The 15,819-nt window shown below is 64.2% G+C and carries 12 protein-coding genes and 1 pseudogene; 8 read left to right on the top strand and 5 right to left on the bottom strand.

The genetic code is table 11. The features are described 5' to 3' along the window. Positions 1–283 precede the first annotated feature (283 nt). Positions 284–2,812 (top strand): heavy metal translocating P-type ATPase, encoded by a 2,529-nt coding sequence (locus VG320_RS16250; RefSeq protein ID WP_327201110.1) that lies wholly within the window; start codon positions 284–286, stop codon positions 2,810–2,812. Positions 2,813–3,131: 319 nt separating this feature from the next. Continuing rightward, the gene (locus VG320_RS16245) at positions 3,132–5,147 is read left to right on the top strand and encodes a methyl-accepting chemotaxis protein (protein WP_327201109.1); all 2,016 of its coding nucleotides are present in this window, start codon (positions 3,132–3,134) and stop codon (positions 5,145–5,147) included. A gap of 55 nt (positions 5,148–5,202) precedes the next feature. Here VG320_RS16245 and VG320_RS16240 read toward each other — a convergent pair whose 3' ends face one another. Then, positions 5,203–6,105 (bottom strand): peptidylprolyl isomerase, encoded by a 903-nt coding sequence (locus VG320_RS16240; protein WP_327201108.1) that lies wholly within the window; start codon positions 6,103–6,105, stop codon positions 5,203–5,205. Between the two features lie 92 nt (positions 6,106–6,197). Here VG320_RS16240 and VG320_RS16235 point away from each other — a divergent pair, with 92 nt between their 5' ends. Then, positions 6,198–6,665: a hypothetical protein gene (locus VG320_RS16235; RefSeq protein WP_327201107.1), complete on the top strand. Its 468-nt coding sequence runs from the start codon at positions 6,198–6,200 to the stop codon at positions 6,663–6,665. Positions 6,666–6,673: 8 nt separating this feature from the next. Here the strand turns inward: VG320_RS16235 and VG320_RS16230 are convergent, their stop codons facing one another. Continuing rightward, complete coding sequence (locus VG320_RS16230) at positions 6,674–7,315, bottom strand: hypothetical protein (protein WP_327201106.1); 642 nt, start codon at positions 7,313–7,315, stop codon at positions 6,674–6,676. 874 nt (positions 7,316–8,189) lie between these two features. Here VG320_RS16230 and VG320_RS16225 point away from each other — a divergent pair. After that, a complete protein-coding gene (locus tag VG320_RS16225; protein ID WP_327201105.1) occupies positions 8,190–8,564 on the top strand; it encodes a hypothetical protein in 375 nt (124 codons plus the stop codon). Then, complete coding sequence (hypD, locus tag VG320_RS16220; protein ID WP_327201104.1) at positions 8,561–9,646, top strand: hydrogenase formation protein HypD; 1,086 nt, start codon at positions 8,561–8,563, stop codon at positions 9,644–9,646. Before VG320_RS16225 ends, hypD begins: the two co-directional genes overlap by 4 nt. Positions 9,647–9,673: 27 nt before the next feature. Here the strand turns inward: hypD and VG320_RS16215 are convergent, their stop codons facing one another. The 3 genes from VG320_RS16215 to VG320_RS16205 all read right to left on the bottom strand — a co-directional run bounded on the left by VG320_RS16215 (position 9,674) and on the right by VG320_RS16205 (position 13,329). Continuing rightward, positions 9,674–12,238: a penicillin-binding protein 1A gene (locus VG320_RS16215; protein ID WP_414696058.1), complete on the bottom strand. Its 2,565-nt coding sequence runs from the start codon at positions 12,236–12,238 to the stop codon at positions 9,674–9,676. 96 nt (positions 12,239–12,334) lie between these two features. Then, positions 12,335–12,631, bottom strand: a complete 297-nt coding sequence (locus VG320_RS16210) for a hypothetical protein (protein WP_327201102.1) — start codon at positions 12,629–12,631, stop codon at positions 12,335–12,337. Between the two features lie 83 nt (positions 12,632–12,714). Continuing rightward, complete coding sequence (locus VG320_RS16205) at positions 12,715–13,329, bottom strand: flavin reductase family protein (RefSeq protein WP_327201101.1); 615 nt, start codon at positions 13,327–13,329, stop codon at positions 12,715–12,717. A 146-nt stretch (positions 13,330–13,475) separates the two neighbouring features. On the opposite strand from VG320_RS16205, the gene VG320_RS16200 reads away from it, so the two are divergent. The 3 genes and pseudogenes from VG320_RS16200 to VG320_RS16190 all read left to right on the top strand — a co-directional run. Further along, positions 13,476–13,817 (top strand): zinc ribbon domain-containing protein YjdM, encoded by a 342-nt coding sequence (locus VG320_RS16200; RefSeq protein WP_327201100.1) that lies wholly within the window; start codon positions 13,476–13,478, stop codon positions 13,815–13,817. 609 nt (positions 13,818–14,426) lie between these two features. After that, positions 14,427–14,954 (top strand): PAAR domain-containing protein, encoded by a 528-nt coding sequence (locus VG320_RS16195; protein ID WP_327201099.1) that lies wholly within the window; start codon positions 14,427–14,429, stop codon positions 14,952–14,954. Positions 14,955–15,463: 509 nt separating this feature from the next. Continuing rightward, a pseudogene (locus VG320_RS16190) lies at positions 15,464–15,819 on the top strand (hypothetical protein); the annotation flags it as partial.

Genomic DNA, 15,819 nt, shown 5'->3' with positions numbered 1-15,819 from the left:
CGGTCCATGAATTGACGTCGACCGGCCTCCCGCGCGGCGCGCCGGCCCCCCCAAGGGCCGTTGGTCCAGTGCGCGCGGCGGGGGCCAATGCCGCCGGATGGTATCGTATCGCCCGCGCCAGCCCAAGAAAAGTGGCGTAGGGGGAATTCTGCGTTACGGTGCGGCGCATGATCCCATCGAAAGGCACATTGAAAGGGGCGGAACACGCAGCCCTTGACCTTCCCATCATGGGAACGTAGATACTGGTTCACATCGAATCAGATCGCCTTTGCGCTGGAACATCATGAACGAACCCCTCGTCGCCGAAAGCACGGGTCTGGCGGCCCGCCAGGCCGAGCTCGACATCCGCGGCATGACCTGCGCCTCGTGCGCGATGCGCGTGGAAAAGGCGCTGGCGAAGGTGCCGGGCGTCACACGCGCGAGTGTCAATCTCGCCACCGAAAAAGCCACCGTCGAAGCCACCGACGATTCCCATGAGATTGGCGCGCTCACCCGCCAGCTCGTGAGCGCAGTCGAAAAAGCGGGCTACGAAGCCACGCCCATCGCGCCGCCAGAACCCGCCCCGCAGTCCGAAGAAACCGCGAGCTTCGCCATCGGCGGTATGACCTGTTCCGCTTGTTCGAACCGCGTCGAAAAGGTGCTGGCACGCGTGCCAGGCGTGAGCGGCGCCAGCGTCAACCTCGCGACCGAGGAGGCCTCGGTGCGCCTCGACACGCCGCTTGACGACGCCCTGCGCGAGCGCCTCATCGCGGCAGTAAAAAAGGCCGGCTACGAAGCCACGCCGATCGACAGAACCCCGAGCGCACCGGAAGCCGTCACCGACACCGAAGCCCCGCCCTCGCGCGCCGCCCTCGCCGAAATCGCCGCGCGCCGCGAACTGCGCGCCGTGCTGATTTCCGCCGTGCTCACCGTGCCACTCGTCGCGCCGATGGTCGGCCACTGGCTCGGCCTGCACTGGATGCTGCCCGCCGCCGCACAACTGGTGCTCGCCTCGATCGTGCAGTTCGGCTTCGGCGCGCGCTTTTATCGCGCCGCCTGGAAAGCCGTGCGCGCGTTCGCGGGCAATATGGACTTGCTGGTCGCGCTCGGCACCTCGGCGGCCTGGGGCGTGAGCGTCTACGCGATGCTTGCCCATCCCGGCGAGACCGCGCACCTCTACTTCGAGGCCTCGGCAGTCGTCATCACGCTGGTGCGCTTCGGCAAATGGCTCGAAGCGCGCGCGAAGCGCCAGACCACCGACGCCATCCGCGCACTCAACGCGCTGCGTCCCGAACGCGCGCGCATTCGCGAACACGGCGTGGAACGCGAAGTGCCGCTCGCGCAGGTACGCGTGGGCGCCGTGGTGGTCGTGCGTCCCGGCGAGCGTTTGCCGACCGACGGCGTAGTGCTCGAAGGCCGCAGCCATATCGACGAATCGCTCATTACCGGCGAGAGCCTGCCGGTGCCGAAGTCGCCCGACGACGCCGTCACCGCCGGTTCGATCAACGGCGAAGGACTGCTGGCCGTGCGCACCACGGCAGTGGGCGCGGAAACGACGCTCGCGCGCATCATCCGCCTGGTCGAAAACGCTCAAGCGGAGAAAGCGCCTATCCAGCGTCTCGTCGACCGCGTGAGCGCGGTGTTCGTCCCGGCGATCCTCGTGATCGCGGCGCTCACGCTGGGCGGCTGGCTGCTCGCGGGCGCGTCGTTTGAGACCGCGATCCTCAACGCCGTGGCCGTACTGGTGATTGCGTGCCCGTGCGCGCTCGGCCTCGCCACTCCGGCCGCGATCATGGCGGGCACGGGCGTGGCCGCGCGCCACGGCGTGCTCATCAAGGACGCCGAAGCACTTGAAACCGCGCACGACGTCGGCGTCGTGGCCTTCGACAAGACCGGCACGCTCACGCTCGGCCAGCCTTCGCTCGCGGCCTTCGAGGCCGCCGACGGCATCGCGCGCGCCGACGCGCTGGCGCTCGCCGCAGCCGTCCAGCAGCACAGCGACCATCCGCTCGCCAAAGCGGTCGTGAACGCGTTTGCCGCACAGGCACAAGGTACGCCGCTGCACGCGGCCTCAGAAGCGCGCGCGGTGCCCGGACGCGGCGTGCAGGCCGATGTCGATGGCCGCCGCCTCGCGATTGGCAGCACGCACTGGCTCGCGGAACTGAAGCTCACCGTGCCGCCCGCACTCGCCGAACGCGCCACAGCGCTCGAAGCGCAAGGCAACACGGTGTCGTGGCTGATGGATTTGACAGCGCACACGCATACGGTGCTCGCCCTGCTCGCGTTCGGCGACACCGTGAAGCCCACCGCACGCGAGGCCGTCGCGCGCCTCAAAGCGATGGGCATCCGCAGCGTGCTCGTGACCGGCGACAACGTAGGCAGCGCGCAGGCCGTGGCGACGCAGCTCGGCATCGACGAAGTCCACGCGCAGGTGCTGCCAGAAGACAAGGCGCGCACGGTGCGCGACCTGAAAATCCGCACAGGTGCGATCGTCGCGATGGCGGGCGACGGCATCAACGACGCGCCCGCGCTTGCCGCCGCCGATATCGGCATCGCCATGGCCACCGGCACCGACGTCGCCATGCACGCCGCCGGCATCACGCTCATGCGCGGCGATCCGGCGCTGGTGGCCGCCGCCATCGACATCTCGCGGCGCACGTGGCGCAAGATCCAGCAGAACCTGTTCTGGGCCTTCGTCTATAACCTGATCGGGATTCCGCTCGCCGCCTTCGGTCTGCTCAACCCGATGATCGCGGGCGCGGCCATGGCGTTTTCGAGCGTGAGCGTGGTGACCAACGCGCTGCTGCTGCGCACCTGGCGCGAGCGTCGCTAACGCTTCGGCCAGGCGTCTTTCAAGGCGCGGCGTCCCACGCGCCGCGCTGATTGCACGCACAACAAAATATTATTTCAGCGTGCGAAATATCTTACGGTTTATAACGCTTTCGCACTGCAAATCCAGCGCTAAACCGCGCCCCTCCTTGTGTTCCCGCCTCGCGCGTTCGCGCCCCACATAAAAGCTTTCCTCGATATCGGCGCAAACGTTGGCGCTTTTTGCACGCGAGCCCTCAAGGATCGCTCAAGCTGGCCGTAATCCGTATGCCAGCGCTTCGAAAGCGCCAGTTCCCGGCATCATTTCTTCAGGAACCGCTTCAATGATTTCTTTCGTCCAGCGACGCACCAGTGTGGGTGTGCGTCTCGCGCTGCTATCGTGCGTGATCGTCGCGGCCATTTTTATCGCCTTCACGTTGGCGCTCACCAACAGCGCTGCTACCCAGGTCGGCGAACAGGTGCGCGCGCGCATCGCCGAAAAAGACCAGTCGGTGGCCTCTACGATCGCGCTGATCGACAGCGCGCTCGACGCCGAGGTCGATCGTTCGATGACGCTCTTCGCGAGCTTCCTGCCCGGCGATTTCACGCTCGATCCGACCCAGACCGTGGATATCGGCGGCAAGGCCACGCCCACGTTCAAGGTAGGCGATCACGTCCTGAATCTCGACTTTTCGATTCCCGACCAGTTCCTCTCGCGCAGCGGCGCGATCGCAACGGTGTTCGCGCGCAGCGGCGACGACCTCGTGCGCGTGACAACATCGCTCAAGAAGCAGGACGGCTCGCGCGCCATCGGCACGCTGCTCGACCGCAAGGGCCCGGCCTACGAACCCATCATGGGTGGGCGCAGCTATGCGGGCCTCGCGCAACTGTTCGGCAGGCAATACATCACCGAATACAAGCCGATTACCGATGCCAGCGGCAAGGTGATCGGCGCGCTCTTCGTGGGCGTGGACGTGGATAAACAGATCGAGGCGATCAAGACCGAGATCGGCAAGCTCAAGCTTGGCGACACCGGCTATTACTTCGTGATGGACGCTTCCAGCGGTGCGGCGCGCGGCACTTTCCTCGTGCATCCGGCCGCGGCAGGCAAGCATTTCGACGACGCCAACGCGCCCTACACGCGCATGCTCGACGCAGGCGCAGGCACCTTCGACTACACCAGCGCCGACGCCACGCTCGGCGAGCGCGATGCGCGCGCGAAGCTCGTCTCGTTCGTGAGCGCGCCGCAATGGCAATGGCTGGTGGGCGGCGTGGTGCCGCGCGACGAGATCATGGCCGAAGTGAACGCCACGCGTAACCGCTTTGCGGCGATCGGCTTCGCGTTGGTCGCGCTGTTCGCGGCGCTGGCGATCTTCGCAGCGCGGCGCATGGTGAGCCAGCCGCTCGACGCCGCCGCACACGCCGCAGGGCGCCTGGCGGCGGGCGACCTGACGGTGCGCATTGGCGCGGCGCAGAACGCGCACGCCGCGCATGATTCGCTCGCCGGCACTACGGCGGCGGCCCATGGCGCCGATGAAATCGGCCGGCTCACGCAGGCCATCGACGGGATTGGCGTGGGTCTCGCGCAGATCGTCGCGCAGGTGCGCGGCGCGAGTGCGCAGATGAGCGACGACACCGGCCGCATCGCCGCCAGCAGCGGCGAAATCGCCGAGCGTATCGCCAGCCAGGCGAGCAGCCTTGAGGAAACCGCCGCGAGCATGGAGGAAATCACCTCGACCGTGCAGCAAAACGCCGATCACGCCCAGCGCGCCAACGCCGTGGTGACGGGCGCCGCCGACGCCGCGCTCGACGGCGGCCGCGCAGTCGAACGCGTGGTCGCGACGATGCAGGACATCAGCCGCGCCTCGCAGAAGATCACCGACATCACCAGCGTGATCGACGGCATCGCGTTCCAGACCAATATCCTCGCGCTCAACGCGGCGGTGGAAGCCGCGCGCGCGGGCGAGCACGGCAAGGGCTTCGCGGTGGTCGCCAGCGAAGTGCGCGCGCTCGCGCAGCGCAGCGCGGCGGCGGCGCGCGAGATCGCGGTGCTGATTGCGGAGTCGTCGGAAACGGTCGATACGGGCTACCGCATCGCGGGCGAGGCGAGCACGACGATGCGCGACATCGTCACGCGCGTGGAGGAAGTGCGCGCGATCATCGCCGAAATCAGCGTGGCGTCGCGCGAACAGTCGGGCGGCATCGAGCAGGTCAATATCGCCGTTTCGCAGATCGGCGAGGCTACGCAGCAGAACGCCATTCTCGTGGGCGACGCCGAGCGCGCCGCCGCGGCCTTGTCGGAGCAGGCCGCCACGCTCGCGCAGCTCGTGAGCGTGTTCAAACTGCGCGGCGAGCGCTGATGCACGACGGGCGCCTGACAACGTTCAGGCGCCCGCGACGACGTGGTTCAACCGCTTACTGCACGATCGTCGCGCTCTGCACCAGCGACTTGACGAGCTTCGCCGCGCCCGCGTCCATGGCTTCGGCCGTCAGCTCGCGGCGGATTTCGTCCTTCACCTCGCTATACGGCTTCACCTTCATCGCGCGCTTGTCCTGCAGTTTCACCACCACCCACGCCGCGCCCGAACGCACCGGCTGCGGGGCCACCGCGCCCACCTTCAACTGCGCGAGCGCACGGGCGAATTCCACCGGCACGCCGTGCGTTTCGCCGTCCTTGACCGGCGTCCTGAAACTCACCCACGGCATGGCGCCGCCATTGTCCTTCGACGGCACCATGCTGTAGTCGTGCGCGAGCGCATCGAACGGCTGGCCCGCCTTCGCCTTCGTAATCACCTCCTGCGCGAGCTTCTGGTCGGCAACCACGATCACCTGCGGCTTGAATTCGAATTTGCCGAGCTCGACATTGGTGCTGTCGTAGCGCGCGCGGATTTCGCGCTCGCTGGGCGCTGGCGCGTGCACGTTGTCCTGCATCCAGGAGCGAATGGCGACGTCGGTTTTGGTGGCGTCGCTCGCCTGCACGACTTCGGGACGCTGGTCGTAATGCGCCTTCACCGCCTGCTGGCGCATGACTTCGCGCACGATCAGTTGCTCCTTGAGCGCCTTGCGTAGCTGCGGCGTGTCCGTGGCGTCCGGGTTGCGGCTCATCACGGTTTGCACCGCGTTATCGAGCGCCGCTTGCGGAATCTGCACACCGTTGACCACGGCCATCGCACCGGCAGGCAGGCCTTGCGTCGCGCCTGCGCCGCTCGCGGCCGTGGAACTGTCGGCGCTGGCCGGGGTTGGCAGCGCCTGAGCAAAGGCAGACAGCGAGGTGGCGAGCACGGCACACGCGCCGAGCGCGCGCAAGAGAGGGGACATACGGAACATCGTGTTTGGACTCCAATGGTGGGAGGGCCAATGGCCCGCGCCCGGCATTATCGCCCGCGCGGGGTCTCGCCGACGAAATGCGCATGGCGCGCTTCCTGCCCTCCAGGAAAATCGCCTATCGGATCAAGGGTTTAATCGGGATGCGGACAGGTTTTCCACAAGGCTGTGAACAAAATCTGTGGAAAAGTTTCCCCCTCAACGCGACATACTCACAATCATCTGTTCTGTTTAAATTCAACAGGTTAGATGTCTACATGTTGGATTCGGCGCTGGCTGGAATCCGACCGTGGCATCTGTTTTGTGGGGAATATCGTGGGGGACATCGTTCGCAAACCATTCGCGATGGGACGCTTCTGGAACTCACCGCAGCCGATCACGGGCGCATCCTGAACGATGACGCCGGCCTGTCGGGCAAGGTCTATGCAGGCGCGAAAGGTATGAGTATCCATTTCCGCTACCCCTACCGTTTCCAGGGCGAGCCGTGTGAGATAGAGCAAAACGGACGCAATCTATTCCGTTTTTACCTTCATTCTGGCGCCGATAACCCGTGACGCTTCTTCTATTCGGGATCATTCTTCCGAGTCGAATAAACCCAATCGTCCCACTCTTCCTGTGACATGTAGGCGAGTGCCGCTGCAGCCCGATTGGCGAAGTAGACGTCCCGTTCCTCAGCGCTCAGACTCTGCCAGAACGGGGTCCACACAAAGCGATCCCAATATTCCGGCTCGCCCTGATTGTAGGAAGTGAATGGCCCCAGGTCGGGGTACATGATCCACGGTGGATTTGGACTAAATCGTTCTTTGGAGAGACGGTTCAGCAATTCCGAATCGTTGGTCAAAAGATAGACGTTACGGGCAAGGAATTCGACTTTGTGGGCAATGAAGGAAGTAAATTCACCTCGTTGAAAGTGCAGAAAATCCAGGTCCTCACCATCGCCGCAAACGATGTTGAAAAACTTTGGGTATGCGGCGACTTCCATGTTCTGTGTCCACATGAAAGCATGAAGGCCGTGCTCACCTAGATACTTAATACGTGGATAGCCTGGCGAACGGTCAGTCTGTGGGACAAGGTTTGAATTGCCGAAGGCAGCGCGCAAGGCTTCCGGTGTTCGCTCGAACAATTCACATAGATATTTTTCGTGGTCTATTGGTCGCTTCCATTCCGGCGTAAAGCGATCACGCATTTTCCCAAAAATCGACATAAAAGCCCTTTGTTTACGCCCGCTTGATCGAGTATGTAATCCTCGCCAAAGTAGCCAATCGCGCCGCCGATTATGCCCCCTACCAGACCAGTGATGAAGGCGCCTGGCCCCAGCTCAATTCCGCACAATGTACCTTCGGCCGCACCGATACGCGCGCCGATAGAAGCGCCAGCCCACCGGCCTGTCCGGCAAGGTCTATGCAAGCGCGAAGGGATTCTGTGTCTCTCAATTTCGCACTTATAACCCGTGACGCTTTTTGTATTCGGGATCATTCTGCCGGGTCGAAAAAACCCAACCGGCCCGGTGATGCAACCGGCTACGCAGCGAGCGAAGATTCGCCCGCATGCGCGATGCTGGCGCTGCTTTCATGAAGCGGGTATCGGACAAATCTGATTCAGGGCGCGAACGATTCATAGCGCATTGGCACACGTTCACAGGTTGACGTTCGATAGGCCGCGCCAGGTATCGTGAAACTCCCTGGACGATTGCGCCTGCGCCTTTATCGCGGATGGGCTTTACCGCTATCTGAATGAAGGAACATCGCGTCGCAGGCAATGTCCGCAGCGTGTGGGGAAACGTGGGGGAGCGATGTTTGGGGGCCCGGGGGGAGATATTTATCCATCGACTTGCCAACAAAATCTGCGGATATCCTCGATCGCCGCAAGCGGCCGCCCTTCGGCCCACTGCCGCAACATAACGCAACGTTTTGGCACAGTGGCACACCGCTCTGCCGGTGCCCCGGGCCTTTACGCAGCATGGCGGCGATCGATTTTTAGCTTGAGCAGGATCAATGGCCGCCGCGCGGTGTGGCGGTCGACTTACGAGACGCTGTTAACTTTCGCGCTCATTTTCCGTGCGCGCAAACCAGCCCGCCATGCCCTTGGACGTTATGCATCAACTCACCCGCTCCGCCGCCGCGCCAGCCGCAGGCTCGCCCGCGCCCGGCGATCCCGGCCTCGGCCTGCCCGCGCGCATCGCGTGCGCCGAGGGTCTGGCCGCGCAGGCCGTCACGCGTCTTGGCGTCTGCGCGCTCGACCTCGCGCGCACCGGAGCGCTGCCCGCAGGCGCCTGGGTGCTGGCTTCGGACGGCGCGGCGCGCACGGTCATCGACGCCGCACGCGCACGCGAGATCGACGCCGCGCTCGATCTGCTCGACGCCATCGCACGTGGCGATCTCGACGAGATCCATGCGCGCGCGGGTCTAAACCGCTATTTCTCCGTTCTGCACCGCAAGGCCATCGCGAGATGAAACACACCGACGACATCCGCGATCGCGTCTTTGCACGCGGCCTGAGCGCACGCATCCACGCCGCCATGGAACTGCGCCGCCGCTATCGGCTGATGAGCTTTTGCCACAGCCACGCGCAGGCGATCGCGCACCATGGTCTGGCCGCGCTACTTCCGCCACAGGTCGAACTGGTCCACGGGCCGGGCTGCGCCGAATGCGTGCTGCCCGCCAGCCGCATCGACCGCATGATCGACCTCGCGCTCGCGCACGGCGTCACGCTCTGTGTGAGCGATGCCATGCTGCGCGTGCCGGGCGCGCGCCACGCGAGCCTGCTGGAAGCTCGCGCGGCAGGCGCGGACATCGAGCTTGCCGACACGCCCGGCGATGCGCTCGCGCTCGCGCGCGTCCATCCGCAACGCGAGATCGTCTATGTCGCCGCTGGCTTCGAAGCGGCCGCGGCCGCCACGGCCGAAGCACTGATGCAGGCGCGCGCCCTCGGCAGCACCAATTTCAGCGTGCTCTGCAGCCATGTGCTGACGCCCGCGGCCATGCGCCACCTGGTTGCCGACGATGGCATCGGCGAGCGTGCGCAGATCAACGGTTTCATCGCGCCTTCGCACGTCAGCGAGACGATCGGCGTGACGTCCTATCGGTCGATTTCCAGCGATTTCGTCAAACCGGTCGTGATCGCGGGCCCCCAGACGGTCGACGTGCTGCAGGCGGTGCTGATGCTCGTCGGGCAGATCAATGAATGTCGCGCCGATACCGAAAATCAGTACACGCGCGCCGTCACCGAAGCCGGCGACACGCACGCGCAAAGACTGATGGATGAAGTGTTCGAGGTGCGCGAGTCGTTCGTGTGGCGCGGCCTCGGTGCGGTGTCGCGCAGCGCGCTGGCGCTGCGGCCTGCGTTCGCGCAATGGGATGCTGCGCGGCGTTATGCGCTCGCGTGGGATGAGAGTACGGTCGAAACCGCGATGGCTGATACGCGTGCGGCCACCGCGCAAGCGAACTTCGGCGCGATCTGTGCACCGTTCACGCCGCTGCGCCCGCGGCCCGCTGACACTGCCAACGTCGGCGCCTGCTGCGCGCGAGCGTCCTGACGAGCGCTCGCGCCGCGCGTTTCAGCGTCAGTTGCCCTGCGCCGGCGTGTACTGGGCCGGCGCGCCGCCGCTCGAATCGGCGTCGTCAGGTGTGGGCGTGGGCGCGAGCGATGGCTCCTGCGACGGATACGGTGGCTGCTGCGACGACGGCTGGGCAGGCGCGCCCTGTTGCGAAGCGCCCGACGGCCCGAGGATCGGCGGCAGGCTCGATCCAGGCGGCGTAACACCGTTCAGAATTGCCGAAGCCGCAGCCGCCTCCGATGCCGCCACTGCCTGCGAAGCCGTCAAAGCCGCCGACGACGCAGCCTGCACACCGCTCGAAGGCGGCACTTCAGACGGTTCCGGCGCAGGCGCGCGCTTGATCGGCGTGGAGGGGCGCGGCGCTTCGGCCTGCTTCGACGCGAACAGCGAATCCATCCACGTCTTCAAACGGTCGCGGAACTGCTCGAACGCGCCCGGCGTGACTTCGGTATCGAAACGCGCACGCGGATCCACAATGCGCGTGCGCAGCGCACGCTGGAAAAAGTCACCGACGATCGGCAGTGCGCTGCGCGCGCCCTGCCCCCAGTAATCGCTATTGAGCGTGACGCGGCCATCGTCGAAACCCACCCACGCGCCCGCGACCAGTTGCGGATCCATCAGGATGAACCAGCCGTCGGCGTTGTCCTGGGTCGTGCCGGTCTTGCCCGCCACATCGGCGCGAATCCCGAAGCGCGAACGGATGCTCGAACCCGTGCCGCGATTCACCACATCGCGCATGGTGTCGAGCAGCGTGCGATCGGCGTCGGCGGACAGCGCGCGCTCGGGCGATGCGCTGCCGAATTCCGCCAGCACTTCGCCCTTGCTGTCCTCGATGCGCGTGACCATGCGCGGCTCCAGATAGACGCCGTCGTTGGCAATGGTGCTGTACGCGGACACCATCTCCTTGAGCGTGACCGGGCTCGTGCCGAGCGCGAGCGACGGCACCGCGTTGAGCTGGCTGTCACGCACGCCCATGGCGCGCGCAAGACGCGCCACCTTGTCCGGGCCAACCGCCTGCATCACCTGCGCGGTGATGCGATTGCGCGAGAACGCGAGCGCGTCGCGCAGCGTCATCGGCTTGTTGCTGGGCGGCACGTCATCGTTAGGACGCCAGATTTCCCCGCCTTCGAGCGGCATTTCCACGGCCTGGTCGATGATCGTATCGGACGGCTTCGCGCCATTGGCAAACGCCGCGCCGTACACAAAGGCCTTGAACGTCGAGCCCGGCTGACGGCGCGCCTGCTGGACGTGATCGAACGGCTCGTCCTGGAAGTCGCGGCTGCCCACCCATGCCTTGATCTGGCCGTCACGCGGATCGATGGCGATGAAACCGGCCTGCACGTCGGTTTTCGCCTTGCACAACGCGCGCATGAAACCACGGTCGGCGGCAAGCTTCTTGAGCGCGTCCGCGTCGTTCGCGCCTGCATCGTGCGCGGCCTTGTAATCGGGCGTCTCGCGCATGAAGCTCTTGAACAGATCGTTGTCCGTCGAGCAGCCGTTACGCCCGCTCCACGCCCCGTTCGCGATGCCCTGCAGCTGATTGGCGTGCTGCTTGAGCGCGGCCGTGGCCATCGACTGCAGGCGCGAGTCGATGGTCGTGCGCACGACCAGACCATCCGAATAGATGTTGTAGTCGTTACGGTCGGCCCACGCGATCAGCCATTTGCGCAATTGCTGCGCGAAATGCGGGGCGGGGCCAGGCGGCTCGGTCTGACGCTCGAAGTCCAGCCGCAGCGGCTTCTTCGACAGCGTCGCGAACTGCGCGGGCGTGAGCTTGCCGTACTTCACCATCTGCGAGAGCACGGTGTTGCGCCGCGCGAGTGCGCGCTCGGGATTGATCACCGGGTTGTAGTAGGCGTTGCCCTTGAGCATGCCGGTGAGCGTCGCGGCCTGCAGCACGGTGAGCTGATCCGCCGACACGCCAAAATAAGTGCGCGCCGCCATCTCGATGCCGAACGCGTTGTACAGGAACGGCACCGTGTTCAGATAGGTTTCGAGAATCTGCGGCTTGCTGTAGACGGCCTCGATCTTGAAGGCGGTAATCGCCTCCTTGATCTTGCGCGTGAGCGTGGGCGCACGGCCAATCTCGTCGGGATAAAGATTGCGCGCGAGCTGCTGCGTGATGGTCGAGCCGCCCTGGCGATCACCCGAAAAGGTATGCAGCGCCGCGCCCGCAGTGCGCTTGAAGTCGATGCCGTGGTGCTCGTAGAAGCGATGATCCTCGGTCGAGATCAGCGCATCGACCATATGCGGCGAAATCTGCGCGAGCGGCACCCATTCGCGGTTCGAGGGCTTGAACTCGGCCAGCACCTTGCCGTCCGCCGAAAGAATCTGCGCCGGTTGATCGACGCGCGCCTTGCGGATGTCGCCGATGCTGGGCGTAAAGGGAATCAGCACCAGCACATAGAGCACGATGGCCGCTGGCACCGCCGCGACGGCGATCAGCACGCCGCGCCGGGTGGGATGGCGCAGATGATGGAGGCCCTGGGCGAGCCGCGGGCGCGCGAGCGCGCAGACTCGCGACATCAGGGGCTTCAGGCGGGAGGACCACTTCGCGGCTTGGGCGCGGATGAACGACACGGAACGCTTCACGCGGGCAACAGGATGGCTGGCAAAGCGTGCATCGTACCAAAACTGCGCGACCCGACTTTCAGGCGACCGACACCGCTAGAGAATCAGCGACAGCGCAATCGACAGCCATACCGCGCTCGCGCCCGCCACAAAGGCACGGCGCGCGAGCAGGAAACGCCGCTCGTCACCGGGCGGCGCGGGCGAGGTGGCCAGCCACGGCACGCTGCCCAGACACGCAAAACCCGCCAGCGCCAGCAGCACGATCACGCGGTCGCCGACGCGCCAGGGCGCCGGCTCGTGCAGGCCCCAGTAGCCGAGAAAGATCATGCCGATCGAAAACATCGTCGAGGCGGCTGAGCTGAGCGCCACGACCGAGCCGGTCGGAGATTGCATGGACTGTCTCCCCCGCGCGACGCGCGATGTGGGGACATTATCGGCGCGGGCGGCGTGGGGGGCAATGTAGGTGCCGCCGTGCCTCAGGCGCTGGGGCGCACCATCTGGAACATCTCGCCGATCTGCGCGTAGTCCGCGCGATAGCCGGCACGCATGATGGGCTGTGCGGCGTGGGTGTCGAACAGACCGTCTTTCAGGTATTCCTGGCGGATATGCACGCCGACCACCTGGCCCAGCGCGAGCCAGTTGTCCATCGGCGTCCCGTCGAGCGCGTTCAGGCGCACAATCTGCAGCAGCTTGCATTCGAGCGCGGCAGGTGCTTGCGCGACGTGCGGGACCGCGACGTTGCGGCCCGGCGCGGGCGTGAGACCCGAGAGCGCAAATTCATCGACATCGGCGGCCACGGGCGCGGAACTGCGGTTCATCTGCTCGGCGAGCGGGCGCGAAGCGAGATTCCAGACGAATTCGCCGGTCGCTTCGATGTTGCTGATGCTGTCCTTGCGGCCTTCGCTGCAAAAGCCGATCACGGCGGGAAAGGTCGCGAAGGCGCCGAAGAAGCTATACGGCGCGAGATTGAGCACGCCCTCGGGCGAACGGCTGGAGATCCAGCCGATCAGGCGTGGCGCGACGATGGCCTTGAAGGGATCGTGGGGCAGGCCGTGGCCGGCGGCGGGGTCGTAAAAGTAGGTGTCGGACATGGGCTTGCGGATTGGGTTTGAACGCGGCTGCCACTATGACACGGGAGGGTGAAACGCGCAGGGAGCCAAAATCGGGATGGGCTCCGGCGCGGCGCGAGTATACTTTTGTGCTCCTTTTCGCTTCAGCCTGCACCAAGGATCACACCATGAGCACCCTTCCCGCCTGCCCGAAATGCAACTCCGCGTTCACTTACGAGGACGGCGATAACCTCGTCTGCCCGGAATGCGCGCATGAATGGCCGGCGAAGGCGGTCGAGCCGACGGAAGCCGCAGCGCGGGTCTATCGCGACTCGGCTGGCAATGTCCTGCAGGACGGCGATACGGTGACGGTCATCAAGGACCTGAAACTCAAAGGCTCGTCCGGCGTGGTCAAGATGGGCACCAAAGTGAAAAACATCCGCCTGGTGGACAGCGACCACGATATCGACTGCAAGATCGACGGTTTTGGCGCGATGAGTCTGAAGACCGAGTTTGTCAGGAAGGTTTGAGGGGCGTTTTCGATCGCGGTTATCCACAGATTTTGTTGGCAAGTCCGTGGATAAGGGTCTCCTCACAGCGCTCAACCCCACGCCATAAGGCTTTGCGGGCCATGTGCGGGAAAATTGAGCATTCCCCACTGGCCGCCAAACGTCGTTCCCCCACGTTTCCCCACACGCTGCGGCGCACACACGATGGGAAACGCCAGGAATATTCCACGCGCCGCGCGCTGATAGGGCTACAGCTCCCAGCGCAGCCCGTCTTCCGTGACCAGCCAGGGCGTACGGCAGCACGGGGCTTCAAGCACCGGGATGCCATTTTTCGATGGTAAGCAAACCGGCCTCGGCAGGCTGGATACGCAAGCCTCCAGACAGTTCCACGATGCCTGACGCGGCCTGTCGAACGTCAACCTGTGAACGTGTGCCAATGCGCTGTGAATCGTTCGCGCCCTGAATCAGATTTGTCCGATACCCGCTTCATGAAAGCGGCGCCAGCATCGCGCATGCGGGCGAATCTTCGCTCGCTGCGTAGCCGGTTGCATCACCGGGCCGGTTCTTTTCGCTTACTTCACGGGGTAACGGAATGTCTGGAAAGCAGGATTGGAATGCGGGGGGCGACGCGTGAGACGAGCCATCCTGAAGCTGGGCGACAAGTCCACAAACGGCGGTGTGGTCACGGAAGGCATCGACAGTTGCACACACCATGGAACGCCAATCACATTCATCGGTGCCAGGGTCTGGTGCAACGGCTGCAAATCCGAAGGTGTGATCGGCTGGAAGGGACCGCATCGAACCGCGACGATGATGGGCAAGCAGCAGGCGCTGGACGGCGATATCTGCATCTGCAAATGCACACCGCCCCCTGTGATGCTCGCGTCACAGGACAGCGCGTGGCACTCGTTCACCCACGAAGAATGGGCGGCGATGGGCGCTGGTGCTTCTGGCACTTCGATGACCAGCGAATATCGCGGCGCTTACGATGAGCAATACACCCTTACTGACAACGAAGGCTACCCAATTTCTGGAAGACGTTATCGCGTGCGTATCGATTCGAACATCGTTGCAAACGGCGTCACCGATGCAAACGGAAAAACACAGCGCATTGCCACAGACACGAGCAAGCGGATACGGCTTGAAGTCGTCCATTAACGATGGAATAGCAATGTTTGATTGACTCGTGGCGGCTGTTGACCGCACTACTACGGGCGGCGAAGTGATCGCCCGCAGCAGTCAATATGACGAAGCTGGCCGCATGTACGCATGTGGGGAAAGAACTGCGATGGCGCGTGGCCCATCGCGGGCAGCGCGTGATTGGATGGACGATGGCTTCCCGATGGTTAAAGACCTGGACTGGGTTCTGTGCCCATGCCGTAACAACCGCGTCCTTGCAACTTCGTCCACCGCATTCTATTCGGAGAAGAGCCGAAGCGAAACACCCGCCGCTCCACCAGCGAATGCCCCTGCCTACGACCAGCAATATGCACTCAGGGACACAGAGAGAAAACCATTCGCGAACACGCGATATCGCGTACGCAGCGGCTCAGTCGTTATAGCAAGCGGTGTAACTGACTCGCACGACATGACGCGACGAATTTCGACAGATTAGTGAAGCGGCTTTGTCATGAAATCACGCACTAAAAAAAGTGGAGACAACTGGAATGAGTAATCCTGGAAGCGGCAGCAAATACGAATTCGATGCGCACGAAAACGAAGAATGGTTCGAGGTTCACTCAACAGCAGTAACAAATACGAATCCCGGATCGATGGTACACGTAACTATCGACACAACACCGATCTGCAAAAATATGACAGATCGGGAATTCAGCAAAACGGTTCTGGCGCTCAGGGATGACGCGGTTAAGGTAATTCAGCAGCGCCTGGCAGAACTCACCGCATGGACACCGGCCGCACAGGAGCGCGTACGAATCTGGTTCGGTTCAACGGACGTAGCAACGAGGCAAACGCTCATGGCTGGATTGAGCGCGATGATACCTGTTATGAACGCACTCAAAGC

Origin of the sequence: Paraburkholderia sp., from assembly GCF_035948235.1 — a bacterium.
Lineage (GTDB): Bacteria > Pseudomonadota > Gammaproteobacteria > Burkholderiales > Burkholderiaceae > Paraburkholderia.
Note: the sequence above shows the minus strand (reverse complement) of the source record. Positions and strands in the feature narration are given on the sequence as shown.

Excerpts from the sequence above, each read along its gene's own strand:
- VG320_RS16230 (WP_327201106.1), bottom strand. The coding sequence starts at position 7,315 with ATGTCGATTTTTGGGAAAATGCGTGATCGCTTTACGCCGGAATGGAAG.
- hypD (WP_327201104.1), top strand. The coding sequence starts at position 8,561 with ATGAAACACACCGACGACATCCGCGATCGCGTCTTTGCACGCGGCCTG.
- VG320_RS16225 (WP_327201105.1), top strand. The coding sequence starts at position 8,190 with ATGCCCTTGGACGTTATGCATCAACTCACCCGCTCCGCCGCCGCGCCA.
- VG320_RS16235 (WP_327201107.1), top strand. The coding sequence starts at position 6,198 with ATGGCGCGCTTCCTGCCCTCCAGGAAAATCGCCTATCGGATCAAGGGT.
- VG320_RS16200 (WP_327201100.1), top strand. The coding sequence starts at position 13,476 with ATGAGCACCCTTCCCGCCTGCCCGAAATGCAACTCCGCGTTCACTTAC.
- VG320_RS16245 (WP_327201109.1), top strand. The coding sequence starts at position 3,132 with ATGATTTCTTTCGTCCAGCGACGCACCAGTGTGGGTGTGCGTCTCGCG.
- VG320_RS16250 (WP_327201110.1), top strand. The coding sequence starts at position 284 with ATGAACGAACCCCTCGTCGCCGAAAGCACGGGTCTGGCGGCCCGCCAG.
- VG320_RS16240 (WP_327201108.1), bottom strand. The coding sequence starts at position 6,105 with ATGTCCCCTCTCTTGCGCGCGCTCGGCGCGTGTGCCGTGCTCGCCACC.
- VG320_RS16210 (WP_327201102.1), bottom strand. The coding sequence starts at position 12,631 with ATGCAATCTCCGACCGGCTCGGTCGTGGCGCTCAGCTCAGCCGCCTCG.
- VG320_RS16205 (WP_327201101.1), bottom strand. The coding sequence starts at position 13,329 with ATGTCCGACACCTACTTTTACGACCCCGCCGCCGGCCACGGCCTGCCC.